The 18,415-nt window shown below is 70.7% G+C and carries 22 protein-coding genes; 2 read left to right on the plus strand and 20 right to left on the minus strand.

Going from position 1 to position 18,415, the window contains the following annotated elements; all coding sequences use genetic code 11:
- Positions 1-89: 89 nt before the first annotated feature.
- From pyrH to rpsB, 3 genes are all read right to left on the minus strand, one after another.
- A complete protein-coding gene (gene pyrH, locus ACFYPA_RS07875; protein ID WP_359077620.1) occupies positions 90-866 on the minus strand; it encodes a UMP kinase in 777 nt (258 codons plus the stop codon).
- 158 nt (positions 867-1,024) lie between these two features.
- Complete coding sequence (gene tsf / locus ACFYPA_RS07880) at positions 1,025-1,861, minus strand: translation elongation factor Ts (protein WP_359077618.1); 837 nt, start codon at positions 1,859-1,861, stop codon at positions 1,025-1,027.
- Positions 1,862-1,960: 99 nt separating this feature from the next.
- Complete coding sequence (gene rpsB / locus ACFYPA_RS07885; RefSeq protein ID WP_306057991.1) at positions 1,961-2,893, minus strand: 30S ribosomal protein S2; 933 nt, start codon at positions 2,891-2,893, stop codon at positions 1,961-1,963.
- A gap of 277 nt (positions 2,894-3,170) precedes the next feature.
- Between rpsB and ACFYPA_RS07890 the strand changes: the two genes are divergently transcribed.
- Entirely contained in the window at positions 3,171-3,974 is an 804-nt protein-coding gene (locus ACFYPA_RS07890; RefSeq protein ID WP_389130512.1) for a M23 family metallopeptidase, read from the plus strand.
- Between the two features lie 53 nt (positions 3,975-4,027).
- On the opposite strand, the gene ACFYPA_RS07895 is transcribed toward ACFYPA_RS07890, so the two are convergent.
- From ACFYPA_RS07895 to ACFYPA_RS07975, 17 genes are all read right to left on the minus strand, one after another.
- Positions 4,028-4,603 (minus strand): helix-turn-helix domain-containing protein, encoded by a 576-nt coding sequence (locus ACFYPA_RS07895; protein ID WP_359077825.1) that lies wholly within the window; start codon positions 4,601-4,603, stop codon positions 4,028-4,030.
- A 127-nt stretch (positions 4,604-4,730) separates the two neighbouring features.
- Positions 4,731-5,567: an RNA polymerase sigma factor WhiG gene (gene whiG / locus ACFYPA_RS07900; protein ID WP_389130515.1), complete on the minus strand. Its 837-nt coding sequence runs from the start codon at positions 5,565-5,567 to the stop codon at positions 4,731-4,733.
- A 290-nt stretch (positions 5,568-5,857) separates the two neighbouring features.
- Positions 5,858-7,135 (minus strand): DNA-processing protein DprA, encoded by a 1,278-nt coding sequence (gene dprA, locus ACFYPA_RS07905; RefSeq protein ID WP_389130518.1) that lies wholly within the window; start codon positions 7,133-7,135, stop codon positions 5,858-5,860.
- The gene (locus tag ACFYPA_RS07910) at positions 7,132-8,757 is read right to left on the minus strand and encodes a YifB family Mg chelatase-like AAA ATPase (protein ID WP_389130521.1); all 1,626 of its coding nucleotides are present in this window, start codon (positions 8,755-8,757) and stop codon (positions 7,132-7,134) included. Before ACFYPA_RS07910 ends, dprA begins: the two co-directional genes overlap by 4 nt.
- Positions 8,757-9,116, minus strand: a complete 360-nt coding sequence (locus tag ACFYPA_RS07915) for a YraN family protein (protein ID WP_359077612.1) — start codon at positions 9,114-9,116, stop codon at positions 8,757-8,759. The genes ACFYPA_RS07910 and ACFYPA_RS07915 overlap by 1 nt, the downstream gene beginning before the upstream one ends.
- Positions 9,117-9,200: 84 nt before the next feature.
- Positions 9,201-9,509 carry a DUF2469 domain-containing protein gene (locus ACFYPA_RS07920; protein WP_003965949.1) on the minus strand — a complete coding sequence of 103 codons (309 nt, stop codon included), beginning with the start codon at positions 9,507-9,509 and terminating at the stop codon, positions 9,201-9,203.
- Between the two features lie 64 nt (positions 9,510-9,573).
- Entirely contained in the window at positions 9,574-10,062 is a 489-nt protein-coding gene (locus ACFYPA_RS07925; RefSeq protein ID WP_359317154.1) for an NUDIX hydrolase, read from the minus strand.
- Positions 10,052-10,801, minus strand: coding sequence for a signal peptidase I (lepB, locus tag ACFYPA_RS07930; protein ID WP_389130525.1), 750 nt, complete (start codon positions 10,799-10,801; stop codon positions 10,052-10,054). Before lepB (ACFYPA_RS07930) ends, ACFYPA_RS07925 begins: the two co-directional genes overlap by 11 nt.
- A 49-nt stretch (positions 10,802-10,850) precedes the next feature.
- Positions 10,851-11,753, minus strand: a complete 903-nt coding sequence (lepB, locus tag ACFYPA_RS07935) for a signal peptidase I (protein WP_359077823.1) — start codon at positions 11,751-11,753, stop codon at positions 10,851-10,853.
- The gene (gene lepB, locus ACFYPA_RS07940; protein ID WP_359077606.1) at positions 11,650-12,729 is read right to left on the minus strand and encodes a signal peptidase I; all 1,080 of its coding nucleotides are present in this window, start codon (positions 12,727-12,729) and stop codon (positions 11,650-11,652) included. Before lepB (ACFYPA_RS07940) ends, lepB (ACFYPA_RS07935) begins: the two co-directional genes overlap by 104 nt.
- On the minus strand, positions 12,722-13,492 hold the full coding sequence (gene lepB, locus ACFYPA_RS07945; RefSeq protein ID WP_359077604.1) for a signal peptidase I: 771 nt from the start codon (positions 13,490-13,492) through the stop codon (positions 12,722-12,724). The genes lepB (ACFYPA_RS07940) and lepB (ACFYPA_RS07945) overlap by 8 nt, the downstream gene beginning before the upstream one ends.
- A 45-nt stretch (positions 13,493-13,537) precedes the next feature.
- Positions 13,538-13,888 carry a 50S ribosomal protein L19 gene (gene rplS / locus ACFYPA_RS07950; RefSeq protein ID WP_359077602.1) on the minus strand — a complete coding sequence of 117 codons (351 nt, stop codon included), beginning with the start codon at positions 13,886-13,888 and terminating at the stop codon, positions 13,538-13,540.
- A gap of 128 nt (positions 13,889-14,016) precedes the next feature.
- Positions 14,017-14,838 carry a tRNA (guanosine(37)-N1)-methyltransferase TrmD gene (trmD, locus tag ACFYPA_RS07955; protein WP_359317160.1) on the minus strand — a complete coding sequence of 274 codons (822 nt, stop codon included), beginning with the start codon at positions 14,836-14,838 and terminating at the stop codon, positions 14,017-14,019.
- On the minus strand, positions 14,838-15,434 hold the full coding sequence (gene rimM / locus ACFYPA_RS07960; protein WP_359077598.1) for a ribosome maturation factor RimM: 597 nt from the start codon (positions 15,432-15,434) through the stop codon (positions 14,838-14,840). Before rimM ends, trmD begins: the two co-directional genes overlap by 1 nt.
- Before the next feature lie 79 nt (positions 15,435-15,513).
- Positions 15,514-15,753, minus strand: a complete 240-nt coding sequence (locus ACFYPA_RS07965; protein ID WP_003980229.1) for an RNA-binding protein — start codon at positions 15,751-15,753, stop codon at positions 15,514-15,516.
- Between the two features lie 2 nt (positions 15,754-15,755).
- On the minus strand, positions 15,756-16,199 hold the full coding sequence (rpsP, locus tag ACFYPA_RS07970; RefSeq protein ID WP_359077596.1) for a 30S ribosomal protein S16: 444 nt from the start codon (positions 16,197-16,199) through the stop codon (positions 15,756-15,758).
- Positions 16,200-16,357: 158 nt separating this feature from the next.
- Positions 16,358-16,951, minus strand: coding sequence for a hypothetical protein (locus tag ACFYPA_RS07975; protein ID WP_359077595.1), 594 nt, complete (start codon positions 16,949-16,951; stop codon positions 16,358-16,360).
- A 583-nt stretch (positions 16,952-17,534) separates the two neighbouring features.
- On the opposite strand from ACFYPA_RS07975, the gene ACFYPA_RS07980 reads away from it, so the two are divergent.
- Positions 17,535-18,386: an SAM-dependent methyltransferase gene (locus ACFYPA_RS07980; RefSeq protein WP_389130531.1), complete on the plus strand. Its 852-nt coding sequence runs from the start codon at positions 17,535-17,537 to the stop codon at positions 18,384-18,386.
- The last annotated feature ends 29 nt before the right edge of the window (positions 18,387-18,415 follow it).

An 18,415-nucleotide genomic window follows, 5' to 3' on the forward strand; every position in this document is an offset into this window, starting at 1 on the left:
CGACCGGCAGGCCGTTGTCCATCCTTCGGGGGCGTCGTCCCGCGCGCCCCCGGGGCCTCACCGGGCTCCCCGGTGCGGCCCCCCGGTTGTCAGGCCCGGGTGCCCCGGTCACTCACGAGCGTGCCGATCTTCTCACTCTTGACGGCGCGGGCGATATTGCCCGCCGTGGTCAGCTCGAAGACGAGGATCGGCAGCTGGTTGTCACGGCAGAGCGTGATGGCGGTGGCGTCGGCGACCTTGAGATCGCGGGCGAGCACCTCGCTGTACTCCAGCGCGTCGAACTTCACCGCTGCGGGGTTGGTCTTCGGGTCGGAGTCGTAGACCCCGTCCACACCGTTCTTCCCCATCAGCAGCGCCTCGGCGTCGATCTCCAGGGCGCGCTGTGCCGCGGTGGTGTCGGTGGAGAAGTACGGCATGCCCATGCCGGCGCCGAAGATGACGACGCGGCCCTTCTCCAGATGCCGTACGGCGCGCAGCGGAATGTACGGCTCCGCGACCTGGCCCATGGTGATGGCGGTCTGGACGCGGGAGTCGATGCCCTCCTTCTCCAGGAAGTCCTGGAGCGCGAGGCAGTTCATGACGGTGCCGAGCATGCCCATGTAGTCGGACCGGGCCCGGTCCATGCCGCGCTGCTGGAGCTCGGCACCGCGGAAGAAGTTGCCGCCGCCGATGACGATCGCGATTTCCGCGCCGTCGCGGACGACTGCCGCGATCTCGCGGGCGATCGCGTGCACGACGTCGGGGTCGACACCGAGACCCCCGCCGCCGGCGAACGCCTCTCCGGACAGCTTCAGCATGAAGCGTCCGCGCACCTTGCCGTCGTCGCGCTTGTGGTCACCTGTTGCGGCGTCCGCGCCCTTGTTCATGGAGATTCTCCTCGTGCACATACGAAGAAGGCCATTGCCGGTGGGTCTGATGTCCCTCAGCGGCAATGGCCTCCTCGTCAGATCTGCGGTCGTACGGCGGTGTGCGGCCGTCGACTGCACCAGACCCTATCGGGGTCCACCGTTTTTCGCGGACGGACTCAGATGCCGACCTTGATGCGCGTGAAGCGCTTCAGGGTGACACCGGCCTCGTCCAGGACCTTCTGGACGGACTTCTTGTTGTCCAGCGCGTACGGCTGGCCGAGGAGGGTGGCCTCCTTGAAGAAGCCGTTGACGCGACCCTCGACGATCTTCGGGAGCGCGGCCTCGGGCTTGCCCTCGGCGCGCGTGGTCTCCTCGGCGACACGACGCTCGGCCTCGACGATTTCGGCCGGGACGTCCTCACGGGAGAGGTACTTCGGCGCGAAGGCGGCGATGTGCTGAGCAAGACCCTTGGCCAGGTCGGCGTCGGCCTTGTCCAGCTCGACCAGAACACCGATCTGCGGGGGCAGGTCGGGCATGGTGCGGTGCATGTACACGGAGACGTAGGCGCCGTCGAACTGCGCGAAGCGGTCCAGGACGATCTTCTCGCCGAGGTTGGCGTTGGCCTCGTCCACGTACGCCTGCACGGTCTTGCCGGGCTCGATCTCGGAGGCGAGCAGCGCCTCGATGTCGGCCGGGGAGGTCGCGGCGACGTGAGCGGCGAGCGTGTTGGCGACGGCCTGGAACTTGTCACCCTTGGCGACGAAGTCGGTCTCGCACTTCAGCTCGAGCAGAACGCCGGACGTCTTGTCCTCGGAGACGACGGAGACGACGGCGCCGTTCTCGGCAGAACGGCCCTCGCGCTTGGCGACGCCCTTCTGGCCCTTGATACGGAGGGCTTCGACGGCTCCGTCGACGTTGCCGTCGGCCTCGTCGAGCGCCTTCTTGCAGTCCATCATGCCGGCGCCGGTGAGCTCACGGAGCTTCTTGACGTCAGCGGCGGTGTAGTTCGCCATGAGTCTGTATTTCTCTCTCGAAGTCTGAAAGATCTACGGGTGAACGGCGGGGGCGGTGCCTGTGGCACCGGCCCCCGCCGTCTTCAGCCGTGACGGGTGTCAGGCCTGCTCGGCGTCCGCGGCCGGAGCCTCGGCGGCGGGGGCCTCAGCCGCGGGGGCCTCGGCAGCAGCCTCGGCGGCGGGGGCCTCAGCGGCCTCCGCGTCGGCGACCTTCTCGGTCTCGGCGGAGGTCTGAACCTCGGCGTCGGCCTTCTTGTCGCCCTCGAGCAGGTCGCGCTCCCACTCGGCGAGGGGCTCGCCGGCGGCCTTCTCGCCCGGCTTCGAGTCGCCGGTCGCAGCGCCGGAGCGGGCGATGAGGCCCTCGGCGACGGCGTCGGCGATCACGCGGGTGAGCAGGGTGACGGAGCGGATCGCGTCGTCGTTGCCCGGAATCTTGTAGTCGACCTCGTCGGGGTCGCAGTTGGTGTCCAGGATCGCGACGACCGGGATGTGGAGCTTGCGCGCCTCACCGACGGCGATGTGCTCCTTCTTGGTGTCGACGATCCAGACGGCGCTCGGCACCTTCTGCATCTCGCGGATACCACCGAGGGTCTTCTCCAGCTTGGCCTTCTCGCGGGAGAGAACCAGGAGCTCCTTCTTGGTGAGGCCGGAGGCGGCCACGTCCTCGAAGTCGATGAGCTCGAGCTCCTTCAGACGCTGAAGGCGCTTGTAGACGGTGGAGAAGTTGGTGAGCATGCCACCGAGCCAACGCTGGTTGACGTACGGCATGCCGACGCGCGTCGCCTGCTCGGCGATGGCCTCCTGGGCCTGCTTCTTCGTACCCACGAACATGATGGAGCCGCCGTGGGCGACGGTCTCCTTGACGAACTCGTAGGCGCGGTCGATGTACGACAGCGACTGGAGCAGGTCGATGATGTAGATGCCGTTGCGCTCCGTGAAGATGAAGCGCTTCATCTTCGGGTTCCAACGACGGGTCTGGTGACCGAAGTGGACGCCGCTTTCCAGCAGCTCCCGCATCGTGACGACGGCCATGGCCGTACTCCTTGAGGTGCTCGGTTATCGCGACCGCAGGTTTGCTGTCGCGCCTGACGCCCCGACGCGCCGTGCCACGAAGGACCGAGGAGCGCGGCCACCTTCCGCAGAGAGAAGGTGGCGGGGCGTGCGAAGTCGACCCGGTGACCCGGATCGCCAGAAGAAGTGTACGGGACCAGCCGGGTGCCGGGTGACGGCGCTGTCCACAACCGGCCGGTAGTCCACAGATCCGGTCCATGATCCCCGCGGGTCCCCGGGGACGGGGGACCGTGGCGGCATGCGATTCACATCGGAACGTGATGGTCGCCGGATCCGGTCCGGCCGCCGCCCTGCCGTGCGCCGCGGTGTGCCGGCCGGCGGAAAGGGGTGGCGGGCCGGCCGTGCGGTGGTGGCCGTTTCGGGGCTGCTGCTCATGGCGCTGCTCGCGTGGGGGTGCGGCGGGCTGTACGCCCTCGCGGCGCAGCCGCCGCCGAGTGGGGCGGGGGCTGCGGGGCAGGTGGTGGCTCCCAGTGCGGCGGACGGCCGTGCGCCTGTCCCGGGGGATCCGGATGCGGGCGCGGGTGCGGGCGCGCGTGTGGGCGCGGGTGCGGGTGCGGGTGCGGTCGGTGAACGGGGCTGGCCGCTGGAGGGCCGGCCCCCGGTCCTGCGGGGATGGGAGCCGCCCGCCACGGAGTACGGCCGGGGGCACCGCGGGGTCGACCTCGGCGCCGGGCCGGGCTCGCGGGTGCTCGCGGCCGCAGCGGGCCGGGTGTCCTTCGCAGGCGGGGTGGCGGGGCGCGGGGTGGTCGTGATCGAGCTCGCGGGGACGGGCGATCCACCGCTGCGGACCACCTACGAGCCGGTGCGCCCGCTGGTCGCGAAGGGCGACGAGGTCACGACGGGCCAGGTGGTGGCGGTGGTGTCGGACGGGCCCTTCCACTGCGCGTCCGGCTGTCTGCACTGGGGGCTGCGGCGCGCGGAGGCCTATCTGGACCCGCTGTCGTTGCTGCCGCCGTCGGCGCTGCGGCGCGGGCCGTCCCGGCTGCTGCCCGTGGCCGGTGTGCCCGTTCCGGCCCCGGCGCAAGCCGGGCCGGGACCGTGAGCGCCCCGGCCGGTGCGCGGGGCGGGGAGCGGAATGGAAATGGGGGGAGCAGGTCAGGCGTGGTCGCCGCGGATGTCCCGGACGCCGTTGAGGATCATGGCGACGGCGGTGTCCGCGATCACGCCGGGCTCCTCCGCCACGCTCAGCTCGATGCGACGGACCGCCGCGTCCACGGAACCCTGGAGCAGCATGGCCGCCAGCCGGGGCTGCTCGTGCCCGAGGTCGCCGAGCGCCTCCACGATCATGGCGATCAGACCCCCGTGCGCCGCCCGGATCTTCTCGCGCGCGCCGGCGTCCAACTCGCTCGCGGAGATGGCGACGACGGCCCGGTGGCGGCGGTCACCGACGAGATCGAGCTGCCGCCGGACGTACGCCTCGATCTTCTCCTCCGGCGTCCCCGCCCGCTCCATCGCGCCCTCCACCTCGGCCGCCCACACGGGGAAGTCGACGGTGCAGAGTTCTTCGACGACCGCGGCGCGGGAACGGAAGTACTCGTAGACGGAGGACCGTGCGAGGCCCGTGCGTTCGGCGAGGGCGGGGAAGGTCAAGGCCTCCGTGCCTCCCTCGGACAGCAGGGAGCGCGCTGCGTCCAGGAGGGCGCCGCGCTGCATGGTCCGGTGCTCGGCCACGGAGGCCGCTCGAATCCTGGGCACCCGACCACTCTACGGCGGCCGGTGTGCGCGAGGAGGGCGGGCGGCCCCCGCCGTTGGCCGAAGCGACCCTGCCGGGGTCCGCCCGGAGCCCGCCCGGGCCGTCTCAGCGTCCGGCGTCGGCGAGCTTCGCACGCAGTTGCAGCACCGACTTCGTGTGGATCTGGCTGACCCGGCTCTCGGTGACCCCGAGGACGTTGCCGATCTCGGCGAGGGTGAGCCCCTCGTAGTAGTAGAGCGTGACGACCGTCTTCTCACGGTCCGGGAGGGTGTTGATCGCTCGGGCGAGGAGCCTTCTCAGCTCGCGGTCCTCGGCCACCTCCACCGGGTTGTCGGCGGCGGTGTCCTCCAAGGTGTCCATCAGGCTCAGCCGGTCGCCGCTCTCACCCCCCACATGGAGCAGCTCCTCCAGCGCGACGACGTTGGCGAGGGACAACTGGCTGAAAACCGCGTGCAGTTCCTCCAGCGCGATGCCCATCTCGGCGGCGACCTCCGTCTCCGAGGGCGTGCGTCGCAGTTGCGCCTCCAGCGTGGCGTAGGCGCGCTCCACCGCTCGGGCCTTCTGCCGGACGGAGCGCGGGATCCAGTCCAGCGCCCGCAGTTCGTCGATCATCGCGCCCCGGATGCGGGTGATCGCGTACGTCTCGAACTTGATCGCGCGCTCGATGTCGAACTTCTCGATCGCGTCGATCAGGCCGAAGACCCCTGAGGAGACGAAGTCCGCCTGCTCCACGTTGGACGGCAGACCCACGCTCACCCGGCCGGCGACGTACTTCACCAGGGGCGAGTAGTGCAGGATCAGCTGTTCCCGCAGCCGCCCGTCGCCCGTGGTCTTGTAAGAACGCCACAACTCGTCGAGCGAGGAGGGGGCGGGCGGGCGCACAGTGCCACGCGCAGCCGGTGGTACTGCCGCGCGGTCAGACCCGGAGGTGTGCTGGGGCATGTGGTGCCTTGAGCCGTTCTGCCGTGAAGTGCTGGGGGACTTGTGTCTGGGCCGGAATCCTTGTGAGCGTAGCGTGACTGAAGTGTCGCGGTCCGCGCAGGATAAGGGATCGGTGCTGTGCGCTTCCCGGCGAACGGACATGGAGCGGGACGCGGCGGCGGTGAGGACCGCGCACCTGAGCGAGGACATGACGTGCGTCCGGGGCCGTCGCGTCGCGCGCCGGCCCCGGAGGCGTCGCCGAAGGAGCCACCGAGGTCATCGGCATCACCTTTTCACCCGAATGCCCCAGGTCAAGAACCGCCTCGCCGCGCGTCGCCATTGCATGTGGGCGGCTTCGTCAACCTCCATCCGTCGCCTTCGCGTTCGACGAACCCCAGTGAGTGCAGTTCGTACAGCTTGCCGAGGGCCTCGTCCGCGCTGGTCCCCGCATCACGTGCCACCTCCCGCCCGTTGACCGACCCGTGGGCCGGCAGGGCGTCAAGGACCCTGCCGCAGACGGGGTCAAGGTGGTCGCGGGGCAGCACCGGGCCGTGTCTCGGCGGGGCGAGATCACCGATGTCACCGACCATTTCCGCGACTTCGGCGGCGTCCGTCACCAGCACGCCCTCACCCCGGAGCAGTTCGTGGACGCCTGCCGAGAGGCCGCTCGTAGCGGGGCCGGGCACGCCCATGGTGTGGCGGCCGAGCCGTTGCGCGCAGCGGGCCGTGACCAGGGAGCCGCTGCGGTACTCGGCCTCGACGACGACGGTGCCTCGCGTCAACGCGGCGATCACCCTGTTCCGGAGGATGAATCTGCTGCGGGTGGGGTGATCGGCCGGTGGCAGTTCACCGAGGACGAGCCCCTGTTCGACCATGCGTCCGATGAGTTCGGCATGTCCGCGGGGGTAGGCGACGTCCACCCCGCAGGCCAGTACCGCCATCGTCGCGCCGCCTGCGGCCAGGGCGCCCCTGTGCGCGGCGCCGTCGACGCCGAAGGCCGCCCCGGAGACGACCACCCACCCCCGTTCCGCGAGGCCCGCGCCGAGCGACGTGGCCATGTGGGCCCCGTACGGCGTGCAGGCGCGGGCCCCCACCACGGCGACCGAGCGCAGCGCCCAGAGCCGCAGATCGGGCCTCCCCCGCACCCAGAGCCCCGTGGGCCTGGCGTCGCCCAGGTCGTCCAGCTGGCTGGGCCACTCCCGGTCGCCTGGGCAGATGAAGCGCCCGCCGGCCGAGGCCACCGCGGCCAGGTCCCGTTCGGGCTCGACGTTCGCCGCCCGGAGCCGGTATCCGGCCAGTCGTCTCGCCGTCATCCCGCTCAGCTGCTCGGCCGATCCGTCCGGGGTGGTGATCCTCCGCATCAGCTCCGTACCACCGCACTCCCGCAGCCAGCGCCCGCCGCGTACGTCCCCCGGCTCCAGGACCCGGGTCAGTGCCGCCCGGGCCAGCCGCTCCCCGTCGCCAGCCCCGCCGTGAGCGCCCGTCCCGCCCAGCACCCTCCGCTCTCCGGCCGCCTGCCCCTGTGGCCCGCCCGTACGGCCCGCTCCCCCGGCGGCGCCCGTGCGGCCCCCCGCCCGCTGCCCGGTCATGACGCTCCCGCACTCATCGGGGCCCCGCGCGGAATTCCGGTGCGCAGCTCCAGGGCCACCCCGATGTCCGAGGCGTCCGGGCGGTCGGCTCCGCGCAGATCCGCGACGGTCCACGCCACCCGCAGCACCCGGTCCAGACCGCGCGCCGTGAGCATGCCCCGCTCCATGTCCCGCTCGGCCGCCATCAGCGCGCCCGGTGCCGCGGCCAGCCGGGTCCGCAGCTCATGCCCGGGCACCTCGCTGTTCGTGGTCCACGGGGTGCCCGCCAGCCGCTGCGCGGCCCGCGCCCGGGCCCCGAGCACCCGGGCGGCAACCGCCTCGGTCGACTCGCCCCGGCCGCCCCGGCCCATCAGGTCCTCGCGCCTGACGGGGTCGACGGTCACCCGCAGATCCACCCGGTCCAGCAGCGGCCCGGAGAGCCGGGCCTGGTACCGCCGCACCGCCGAGGGCGGGCATTCGCACCCGGCTCCGCTCAGGGTGTGCCGCCCGCACGGGCAGGGGTTGGCGGCGAGCATCATCAGGAACCGGGCCGGCAGCCGCACCACACCGGCGCTGCGGGCCACCACGACGTGCCCCGACTCCAGGGGCTGACGGAGCGCGTCCAGCGCCCGTACCGAGAATTCGGGCGCCTCGTCCAGGAAGAGGATCCCGCGGTGCGCCAGCGATACCGCGCCGGGCCTCGGGAGTCCGTTGCCCCCGCCGACCAGCGACTGCATGGTCGCCGAGTGGTGCGGTGCGCAGTAGGGAGGGCGGGTGACCAGCGGTTCGCCCGGCGGCAGGATGCCGGCCACCGAGTGGACCGCGGTCACCTCAAGGGCTTCCTGCCTGGTCAGCGGCGGCAGGATGGCGGGCAGCCGTTCGGCCAGCATGGTCTTGCCCGCGCCCGGCGGTCCTGACAGCAGGAGGTGGTGTCCGCCCGCCGCGGCGACCTCCAGGGCCATGCGCGGCCGCTCCTGGCCCGCGACGTCGGCCAGGTCCGGCCGGTTGCCCTCGCCCTGCGCCGAGCCCCTGGCGATCCCGGTGCCCATACCGGCGCCGGGCACCATCAGCCCGGCCAGCATGGTGTCGGGGCGCCCCTGATCGTGGTCCTCGGGCTCCTCCGGCACCGGTTCGTCGCAGAGCACGGCGATCAGCTGCCGCAGGCTCCGGACCCCGAGCACGGAGACCCCGGGCACCAGGGCCGCCTCACCCGCGGTCTGCTCGGGGACGACCACCTGCCGGTATCCGGCCTCCGCCGCGGCCAGGACGGCGGGCAGCACCCCGCGCACGGGCCGCACCCGGCCGTCCAGTCCCAGCTCCCCGATTATCACCACGTCGGCGATCGACGCGGGATCGATCCGCTCGGCGGCGCCGAGCACCGCGCACGCGACGGCGAGATCGAAACCGGAGCCGCCCTTGGGCACCGAGGCCGGTGACAGCCCTACCGTGAGCTTCTTCTGGGGCCACTGGGCCCCGGAGTTGACCACGGCCGCCCTGACCCGGTCCCGGCTCTCCACCAGGCTCTTGTCCGGCAGTCCCACCAGGGTGAACGCCGCCACCCCGGCCTCCAGGTCCGCCTGGACCTCCACCACCACGCCCTCGACACCGACGAGTGCCACCGAGCAGGCTCGCGCGAACGCCATCAGGCCACCCCCCGCGCATGCTCGGCCAGGGGCGCGCCGCGCCTGGGCAGCACCACGCCGACCAGGTCGATCCGCACCCCACCGGGCGGCGGACCGCCGTGCCGCGCCAGCCAGAGTCCGGCCAGTCGCCGCAGGCGGTCCGCCTTGGCGGGTGTGACCGCGGCCATCGGGTGCTCGTAGGCACCCGCCCTGCGGGTCTTCACCTCGCAGATGACGAGCGCGTCACCGTCCTTCGCGACGATGTCGATCTCGCCGGCGCGACAGCGCCAGTTCCGTTCCAGTACGGACATGCCGGCGTCGGTCAGCAACCGAGCCGCCACGTCCTCGCCGTACCGCCCGAGTGCCCCCCGTGCGTTCATATCGGCACCACCTCCGGCACCGACTGTGACGCGTCCGCCCCCAACTAGTGGATCTTGGTGGACAACTCAGCCGTTGTGGACAACTCAGCCACCCGGAAGCTCGAGATCGCTCTTGTTGAGCTCCTCGATGTTGACGTCCTTGAACGTCAGTACCCGTACCTGCTTGACGAACCGTGCGGGCCGGTACATGTCCCAGACCCAGGCATCCGCCATGGACACCTCGAAAAACACCTCACCCTGGACCGAGTGCACCTGCATCTCGTAGTCGTTGGTGAGGTAGAAGCGCCGTTCGGTCTCGATCACATATTTGAACAGACCGACGACATCGCGGTACTCCCGGTAGAGCTTCAGCTCCATCTCGGTCTCGTACTTCTCGAGGTCCTCGGCGCTCATTGGCATGTTCCCCTTCAGCCGTGCGTTCCCCCATTGTGCGCCAGGGTCCCGCACCCCCGGTCGCTCAGGCGATTTCGGGGGCCAGGACCATCGGCGTACGCGGAGGACCCTCGTCGAGCAGCGTGCGCAGCAGCTCGGCGAGTCTGGTCGGGTACACCGTCTCACGCGCCGCCGACAGTTCGGCGGAGGTCCACCACCTCAGACCCGCGACACTGCGGCGTTCCAGCCCGGTCTGCCCGCTGGTGTCCGTCGTGGTCTGTGCCGTGCGGGCGAGGAAGTACCACTCGTCCTGCTCCCAGCGCCGCCCGTCGAACGGGAACGAACACATCCGCTGCCAGAGCAGGGGGCCCAGCTCGACGTCCGTGATCCCGGTTTCCTCGGCCAGCTCCCGCAGGGCGGCCTGCTCTCGGGTCTCGTCGCCCTCGAGACCGCCGCCGGGGGTGAACCACCAGGTGCTCGCCGGGTCTTCCGGTTCGAAGCCGTGCAGCAGCAGAACGCGGTCCTCCGGATCGAGGAGCACCAGGCGGGAGACCTTGCGCGTCTCAGCGGGCACCGGCGGTCACTTTCCCCTGCTTGTTCCGCTTCGACCGGGCGGACCGCGCCGCGACGGGGCCGTACACGGCACCGCCCAGAATGAGCAGCACGCCCCCGGCCATGGCCCCGAGCTGAACCTTCAGAGGCCCCGGGGAGGACACTCCGCCGGGCAGGGCGGCAAAGGGCTGCGGCCGCCCGATCATGCCGCCCAGCGGCCACGCGACGGCGTCCACCCGGGCCTGTACGGCGCTGCGCGGCACCGAGCCCTGGCCGCCCTCCTCCAGGTGGACCCGGGAGTCCAGCGAGGACCTGCGGTCGTCACCCAGGAGGAAGAGCTTGCCCTTCGGCACCTCCGCCGTGAAGTCGTTCGCCGAGGCGGGGTCACCGGCCTGAAGATACGGTTCCTCGATGGGTATGCCGTTGACCGTGAGCCGGCCGCCCTTGCCGCAGCAGGCGATCTTGTCGCCGCCGATTCCCACGACCCGCTTCACCATCGGCATGTCACCCCAGGCCTCATCGGTGAACACCACCACGTCGCCCCGGCGCACCTCGCCGCCGTCCACCCGCTGCGCGAGGACCCGGTCGCCGGCGTTCACCGTCGGGGTCATCGACTCGGTCGGCACCGTGTACGGCCGGTACACCACGGCCGCCCAGGCGAAGCCGCCGAGGAAGAGCACACAGCCGACGGCTACGGCCAGCCCCGACAGCTTGCTGCCGAGCCGGCCGCGGCCGTCTTCCGAACGTCCTGTTGCACTCATCGCAGCGTCCCCCATCGGAGATCGACAATCGCTGATCCGAGTCGGCACCCTACCCGGCGGTACGCCCGGCGGTCAGCCTCCGTCGCCGCCAGAACACGAGGGGCAGCGCCCCGGCTACACCGAGTGCTCCCGGAGCCAGCCCCATCGCGGCGTTGATCCCCGGCTGGTCGAAGGTCTTCGGGACCGGCAGGGTCGCCCAGCGGTTGACCGGCCACGCGATGACCACGGCCCGGCCGACGACCTCGTCGGTGGAGACGGTGCCGCCACCCGGCAGCTCCTGGTGGTAGCGCGAGTCGAGAGAGTTCTGGCGGTGGTCACCCATCACCCAGATACGGTCCTTGGGGATCTTGATCGGACCGAACGGCTCGTCGTTGCAGGGAGTGTTGCCCTCGAAAATGAACGACTTGTCGTCGAGCGCCTTGCCGTTGACCGTGACGGGGCCGTTCTTCTTGCACTCCACCGTGTCACCGCCGATCGCGATGACGCGCTTGATCAGGTCCTTCTCCTCGGCCGACGGCATCAGGCCGATGAAGCTCAGGAACTTCTGCGCCACGTTCGGGTCGGGTGCCGCGGTGTCCTCCAGCCAGCCGCCCGGGTCGTGGAAAACAACCACTTCGCCCCGCTCGGGCTCCGAGCCGAACCACGGCGTCAGCTTGTCGACCAGCACCCGGTCGCCCCGCTGCAGCGTGTTCTGCATCGAGTCCGAGGGAATCGAGAACGCCTGCACCAGGAATGTCTTGATCAGCAGCGCGAGAACGAGCGCGATGCCGATGAGCAGGGGCAGCTCCTTCCAGAAGGAGCGGGGCTTCTTCTGCGCCGCCGTACTGCCACTGCCCGGGGAGCCGCCGTCACTCTCCGTCGGGTCCGCCGTCGTCCCCGCGGGCTCGGCATTCCCCGGAATGTCCGGCCGGTCCTCGGGTTCGTCGTGTCCGGATCGTGCGCCGACCGCCAAATCCCCCACATCCACTCCTTATTCCGTGCCACCGCCTGCGCCCTAGCCGGTGCAGGCCCGCCACTCCCATAACGAGCGGGAGTTCCGCAGGAGTCGGGAGCCGGATCATTCCGTTCGGATCCGGAGACACACTATTCGACGCCCGGGGGGCAGCCGCCGTCCCGGCGCGCGCGTCCGGGACCGAGGAGAACGCCGAACGTTCCTCCAGCCGGCTCCAGTGTCCGAAGGGCCAGGCGATCACCACGGCCCGTCCCACCACCGCGTCCTCGGAAACCGTGCCGTGGCCCGTCTTGTCCAGGTGGAAGCGTGAATCGGCGGAATTGGAGCGATGGTCCCCCATCACGAAGATTCTGCCGGCTGGAACCTTTACCTCGAATTTGATCGTGGAGGGCGAATCGCCGGGATAGACATAGGGCTCGTCGACCGCCATCCCGTTCACGATGAGCCTGCCGTCCTTCTCGCAGCACTTCACCGTGTCGCCGCCGACGGCGACCACCCTCTTGATCAGATCCTGCTCGTCGTCGGAGGGCAGCAGACCGATGAAGGTCAGCACTTCCTTCACCTGCTTGATGACGACGGGTGACTCCCCGGACGTCTCCACCGGGTTCGGCGGGGGCCAGTCGGAGGGGTTCTTGAACACGACGACGTCACCCCGCTCCGGTTCGGACCCGAACCAGGGCGTCAGCTTGTCCACGAGCACCCGGTCGCCGATCCGGATCGTCTGTTCCATGGACCCCGACGGGATCACGAAGGCCTGCACCAGAAAGGTCTTGAGGACGAGGGCGATCAGCAGCGCCACGATGATGAGAACGGGAATCTCCTTCACCGCCGACCTGCGCCGCTTGCGCTTCACCTTGCGGGCCAGCTTGCGCCGCTCCGCGCGGGTGGGCAGCGAACGGGGGGTCGTCGGCCGGGTGCCGGTGGGCAGCGGAATCTCCGGATCCGCGGCGTCGGACCTCCGCCCGCGGTTACCCATGCGCCGAACCGGGCGCCGGTATGCCGTCGTACGCCGTGGTGTCCGGAACGGACCCCAGCCGTCCCAGCGGCCAGCCGAGCCAGTCGGCACGGCCGATCACGCGGTCGACGGGCACCATGCCGCCCCCGGGTTCGCCCAGGTGGTCGCGGGAGTCGCGGGAATTGCTCCGGTGATCGCCCATCATCCAGAGCGTGCCGTCGGGCACGACGATGTCGAAGGGCGCCCGGGACGGCACGTCCCCCGCGAACAGATAGTCCTCGTCCACGGGCCGGCCGTTCACCTCGACCCTCCCGCGTTTGTCGCAGCAGACCACCCGGTCACCCCCCACACCCACCACCCGCTTCACGAAGTCGGTCTCGGCGGGCTCCGCGAGCCCCAAGGAAGCCGCCGCGCCGTGCAGCAGTCCGGTCACGGGGTTCTCCGGCGGCGCCTCCTGGACGAAGGAGCCCGTGCCGTCAAAGACCACCACGTCACCGCGCTGGGGTACGGAGCCGAAACGGTACGCCAATTTGTTGACGAGCACCCGGTCCCCGACCTGCAGGGTGGACTCCATCGAGCCACTCGGGATCAGGAAGGGCTGCACCACGAAGGTGCTGAAGAGCAGCACGCCGACCGCGCAGACCGCACCGAGCGCGAGGGTGCGCCGCCACGACATCGAGGCGGCGATACTGCCTCCGACACGCGAGAAGCGCGACCCCTCCTCCGATCCCGTAGCGGGTGCGGAGGAGCGGTCGCGCTCCAGGGGCTGTGATTCCGTGTCCATCGGGGCCAGATCCTATCCGGCCGTCCTGTGGACCAGGGAGTCAGCTCAGCGGTCGCGCTTCTCCTTGATCTTCGCGGCCTTGCCGCGCAGCTCACGGAGGAAGTACAGCTTGGCGCGACGCACGTCACCGCGGGTGATGATCTCGATCTTCTCGAAGATCGGGCTGTGCACCGGGAAGGTGCGCTCGACGCCGACCTGGAAGGAGACCTTGCGGACCGTGAAGGTCTCGCTGATGCCCGCGCCCTGACGGCGGATGACAATGCCCTTGAACTGCTGGATACGGGAGCGGTTGCCCTCGATCACGCGGACGTGGACGTTGACGGTGTCGCCGGGGCGGAACGCCGGGACGTCGGTGCGCAGTGAAGCGGCGTTGACGCCATCGAGCAGGGAAGTCATGGTGTCTGCTTTCTTCGCCGATGCCACAGGTCATCGACGGGAGAGTGTGATGAGTTCGGGGTGCTGATCGCGTCGGACGGGCGTCTTTCCCCCTGTGGCAGGGGCGCACGCGGACGTACAGCAGCGGCCTATTCTTCCACGGCCTGGGGCCTGCGCCAAAATCGGCCGCCGGGCTCCGGCGACCAGCCGAGGATGGAGAGCATCTCGCGGTCCTTCTTGTCGAAGGCGCTCGCCTCGCAGCGCTCGATCAGATCGGGCCGGTTGAGCGCGGTACGACGGAAGGCCTCGTCCCGGCGCCAGCGTGCGATCCGGCCGTGGTGGCCGCTGAGCAGCACGTCCGGGATGCCCCGGCCGCGCCACTCGGGCGGCTTGGTGTAGACCGGGCCCTCCAGCAGGTTGGCCATCGCGCCCGGGGCGAAGGAGTCGTCCCGGTGCGACTCGGCGTTGCCGAGCACGCCGGGCAGCAGCCGGGCCACCGCCTCCGTGATCACCAGCACCGCGGCCTCGCCGCCGGCCAGCACGTAGTCGCCGATGGACACCTCGACGACCGGCATCCGGGTGGCGTACTCCTCCGTCACCCGCCGGTCGATTCCCTCGTAACGCGCCGGGGTGAAGACCAGCCAGGGCCGCTCGGCCAGTTCGACGGCGAGTTCCTGGGTGAACGGCCGGCCGCTCGGCGTGGGCACCACGAGCACCGGGGAGTGCGCCCCCGACTCGTACCCGTCCGCCAGTGCCTGGTCCAGCGCGTCGCCCCAGGGCTCGGTCTTCATGACCATGCCGGGGCCGCCGCCGTAAGGGGTGTCGTCGACCGTGTTGTGGCGGTCGTACGTCCACTCCCGCAGATCGTGCACGTGCACGTCGAGGCGTCCGCGGGCGCGGGCCTTGCCGACGAGCGAGACGTTCAGCGGTTCCAGGTACTCGGGGAAGATCGTGACGACGTCGAGGCGCATCAGACGTCTTTCCCGGGTGCGGCCGAACCCTCTTCGGAGGATTCGGCGGCCGCCTCCTCGTCGCGCGCGGACACCACGACCGCCTGGCTCTCGTCGATCAGACCGGGGGGCGGCGTGATCACCGCGCGCTGTTCCTCCAGGTCGATCTCCGAAACGATCTCCTCGACGAACGGGATCATCACCTCGGTGCCGTCGGGACGCTCCACGATGAAGAGGTCCTGGGACGGCAGGTGCGTGATCTCGGTGATCCGGCCGATCTCGGTGCCGTCGGCGAGAACCACGTCGAGGTCCATCAGCTGATGGTCGTAGAACTCCTCGGGGTCCTCCGGGAGCTCCTCGGGATCCACATCGGCGATCAGCAGCGTGTTGCGCAGCGCCTCGGCGGCCGTACGGTCCCGTACGCCCTCGAAGCGCAGCAGCAGCCTGCCGCTGTGCACCCGGCCCGTCTCGATCGTCAGCGGTCCCGTCGAGGCCGGCTCGGTGGCCAGTACGGCACCGGGTCCGAGCCGGATCTCCGGCTCGTCCGTGCGCACCTCGACGGTGACCTCGCCCTTGATGCCGTGGGCGCGACCGATCCGCGCGACTACCAACTGCACCTTGTGTCTCTCCTGTCGTACGACGACGGGCCGGGGCGGGCGCATGGCCCTCCCCGGCCCGTGCCGGTGTTCAACTCTGTCAGCGAACCTGGTCCACATCGACGAGGTCGACGCGGATACCACGGCCGCCGATGGCGCCCACGACGGTACGCAGCGCGCGTGCGGTGCGGCCGTTGCGGCCGATCACCTTGCCGAGGTCATCGGGATGAACCCGAACCTCGAGCACACGTCCACGACGCAGGGTGCGCGAGGCGACCTGCACGTCGTCGGGGTTGTCGACGATGCCTTTCACGAGGTGCTCGAGAGCCTCCTCGAGCATGCTCAGGCCTCGGTCGACTCGGTGGGCGCGGCAGCGTCAGCAGCCTCGTCCGCCTTCTTGTCGGCCTTCTTCGCCTTCTGCGTGATGGCCTCGCCCTTGGACTCCTCGCCGGCGTCCTTGGTGAGGGCCTCGAACAGGGCGCGCTTGTCGGGCTTGGGCTCCGGCTGCAGCAGCGGCGCGGGGGCCGGGAGGCCCTTGTGCGCCTGCCAGTCACCGGTGAGCTTCAGGATCGCGAGAACCGGCTCGGTCGGCTGGGCGCCGACGGACAGCCAGTACTGCGCGCGCTCTGCGTTGACCTCGATGCGCGAGGGGTTCTGCACCGGGTGGTACAGGCCGATCTCCTCGATGGCCCGACCATCACGGCGGGTACGGGAGTCGGCGACGACGATGCGGTAGTGAGGCGAACGGATCTTGCCCAGACGCTTCAGCTTGATCTTGACTGCCACGGAAGTGGTGTCTCCTGGTCTATGACGTGGGTGGGCACAACGTAGATGCCACGTGGGGTTGCGGTACTCGGAGTGCCCGATGGACGCGTCAGCCGGAGGAGAGAGGGGTCCTATGCGACTGTCGAGTACAGCTAGCCATTGTGCCACACCCCGTCGCCTCACCCCACCGCGACCACTGCCTCCGGGATCCGGAACGGCTTTCCGCAGCCGCCGCAGACGATCGGGGCCTGCGCGAGGACCGACGGGACCACGCGCACGTTGCGACCGCAGTCGCAGACGGCCTTGACGCGCACGCCTCCTCCGGAGGAGCCGTGCCGGGCGGCGGGCCCGCGGAACGAGCGCTTGGTGTCGGCGGCGGTGGCGACCGTGTGCGCCTTGAGGGCGCGCTGCAGTCGTTCCATCGTCGGCCGGTAACGGCGCTTGGCCTCGGGATTGAGCGAGACCAGCGAGAAGCCACTGCTGGGGTGGGGCTCCTCGGCATGGTCGAGGCCCAGCTCCTCGGCGATCGCGAGGAATCGACGGTTGTGGTATCGGCCGGCGCGCGAGGTGTCACGGACACCTCGGGCGGCGGCAATGCCGTGGACTGCCTCATGGAGCAGTCGCTCGAAGGAGAGCTCGCCGCCACAGGCGGACGAGGACTCTCCGATCAGGGACTCGGGCGCGGCAAGATCGGGCAGCTCGGAGTGGTACCGCTGAATGTCGGCCCACGCCTGTGCCAGCTCTGCGGCAAGTACAGGTGGTGTCGTGCTCACGTCGTGACAACGAGCGCGGGGGCCTCGGTGTTCCGATTCCGGGCCATCCCAAATAATTTGCACGTACCAGTCAGTTGCCGTTGATGCGTCCTGACGAGGGCGGGTGCGCTGATCTGCGGAGAAGACGCACAGCTCGCACCAAGGTGGTACGTAGCGCCGTGTACGCCCCGGCGCGTAGACGGCGCGTACGCCCGCCCGTCGAAGGGTGCGGGCGCGGGGGGCGGAGACCGACAGTACCCGGCCCGCCGTCCGCCCCCGCACCCCTCCCCCGAGCAGCGCCGCAGGCGCCCCGCGGCCCGGCCCGGAGCGCTCGACGTGCCCGCCTCCGCCCGCCGGGTGAGACTGGGACCGCGACACGGGACAGCGGAACCTCCGCGGCTCCCCGGCGCACGGGTGCCACGGCCCCGGTCGCATCGCCGGACGCCGCCGGGGGCAACCATTGCCCGTAGACCCCTGGACGCGGCGGCGGATGCGCAGTTCTCTGGCATACGGGGGAAGCGCGGACGCACGGCCACGGGGAGATCGTCCATACAGGCACGACCGAACGGTATGACCGGCATCTCGGCGGATTGGGGCGCATTCCATGACACCAACGCTCGTCCGGCACCACACGCAGGCGGAGCAGTCCGCGTCCGTGGACACCGGTTCCCGCGCCCGTGACTGGGCCGAGATCCAGGAGCGGATGCTCGCACCGCTCTACGAGGCGGTGTACACGCGGCTCGAGGTCGGACCCGCCACACGGATGCTGTCGCTCGGCTGCGGCTCCGGGCTCGCGCTGCTGATCGCGGCCGGCCGCGGGGCACACGTCACCGGGGTCGACCCCGACCTCGAACGCCTGGCGCTGGCCCGGGTGCGGCTGCTGCCCGGCCCCGGGGAAGGGAGCGGGTCCGGGTCCGCCGACGAACCGCAGCTCCTGGAAGCCCTTCCGGCAGCAGCGGCCGGCCACGAGCCGTACAACCTGATCACCGCGTTCACCCCCATCGGCTGCTCCCCCGACGACGGGGAGGAACTGGTGAGGACGCTCGGTGGCGCGGTGCCCTCGGCGGCCCGGCGCAGCACCGTCGTCCTCACCGGTTGGGGGCCGCCCGAGCGGTGCGCCACCGATGCCGTGCTCCAGGTGGCGACGCGGCTCGCGGAGGGCTCGCCGCGGGCCACGAGCGAACGGGGAGCGCGCCGGGACGACCTGGAGAACGTGGCGTTCCGGGCCGGGCTGAATCCGGACGGCTCGGGACGGGTGGCGTGTCCGTTCGGTTATGCCGACGTGGACAGTGCGGTACGGGGCCTGCTGTCGACCCGGCTGTTCGACTCCGCCGTACGGGCGACGGACCGCTCCCAGGTGGAGAAGGAGGTCGCGGAGGCCCTGCATCCGCATCTGCGCCGGGACGGGACGGTCTGGATGCCCAACGTGTTCCGCTACCTCGTCTGCACCACGTAGGACCTCACGGTGCCGGCCCGTGCGCGGGC

Origin of the sequence: Streptomyces sp. NPDC005775 (genome assembly GCF_042871565.1) — a bacterium.
Lineage (GTDB): Bacteria > Actinomycetota > Actinomycetes > Streptomycetales > Streptomycetaceae > Streptomyces.

Excerpts from the sequence above, each read along its gene's own strand:
- lepB (WP_389130525.1), bottom strand. The coding sequence starts at position 10,801 with ATGAGTGCAACAGGACGTTCGGAAGACGGCCGCGGCCGGCTCGGCAGC.
- dprA (WP_389130518.1), bottom strand. The coding sequence starts at position 7,135 with ATGACCGGGCAGCGGGCGGGGGGCCGCACGGGCGCCGCCGGGGGAGCG.
- trmD (WP_359317160.1), bottom strand. The coding sequence starts at position 14,838 with ATGCGCCTCGACGTCGTCACGATCTTCCCCGAGTACCTGGAACCGCTG.
- tsf (WP_359077618.1), bottom strand. The coding sequence starts at position 1,861 with ATGGCGAACTACACCGCCGCTGACGTCAAGAAGCTCCGTGAGCTCACC.
- ACFYPA_RS07965 (WP_003980229.1), bottom strand. The coding sequence starts at position 15,753 with ATGCTCGAGGAGGCTCTCGAGCACCTCGTGAAAGGCATCGTCGACAAC.
- lepB (WP_359077604.1), bottom strand. The coding sequence starts at position 13,492 with ATGGACACGGAATCACAGCCCCTGGAGCGCGACCGCTCCTCCGCACCC.
- ACFYPA_RS07910 (WP_389130521.1), bottom strand. The coding sequence starts at position 8,757 with ATGGCGTTCGCGCGAGCCTGCTCGGTGGCACTCGTCGGTGTCGAGGGC.
- ACFYPA_RS07890 (WP_389130512.1), top strand. The coding sequence starts at position 3,171 with ATGCGATTCACATCGGAACGTGATGGTCGCCGGATCCGGTCCGGCCGC.
- pyrH (WP_359077620.1), bottom strand. The coding sequence starts at position 866 with ATGAACAAGGGCGCGGACGCCGCAACAGGTGACCACAAGCGCGACGAC.
- whiG (WP_389130515.1), bottom strand. The coding sequence starts at position 5,567 with ATGCCCCAGCACACCTCCGGGTCTGACCGCGCGGCAGTACCACCGGCT.
- rpsB (WP_306057991.1), bottom strand. The coding sequence starts at position 2,893 with ATGGCCGTCGTCACGATGCGGGAGCTGCTGGAAAGCGGCGTCCACTTC.
- ACFYPA_RS07915 (WP_359077612.1), bottom strand. The coding sequence starts at position 9,116 with ATGAACGCACGGGGGGCACTCGGGCGGTACGGCGAGGACGTGGCGGCT.
- lepB (WP_359077606.1), bottom strand. The coding sequence starts at position 12,729 with ATGGGTAACCGCGGGCGGAGGTCCGACGCCGCGGATCCGGAGATTCCG.
- ACFYPA_RS07980 (WP_389130531.1), top strand. The coding sequence starts at position 17,535 with ATGACACCAACGCTCGTCCGGCACCACACGCAGGCGGAGCAGTCCGCG.
- ACFYPA_RS07920 (WP_003965949.1), bottom strand. The coding sequence starts at position 9,509 with ATGAGCGCCGAGGACCTCGAGAAGTACGAGACCGAGATGGAGCTGAAG.
- rplS (WP_359077602.1), bottom strand. The coding sequence starts at position 13,888 with ATGACTTCCCTGCTCGATGGCGTCAACGCCGCTTCACTGCGCACCGAC.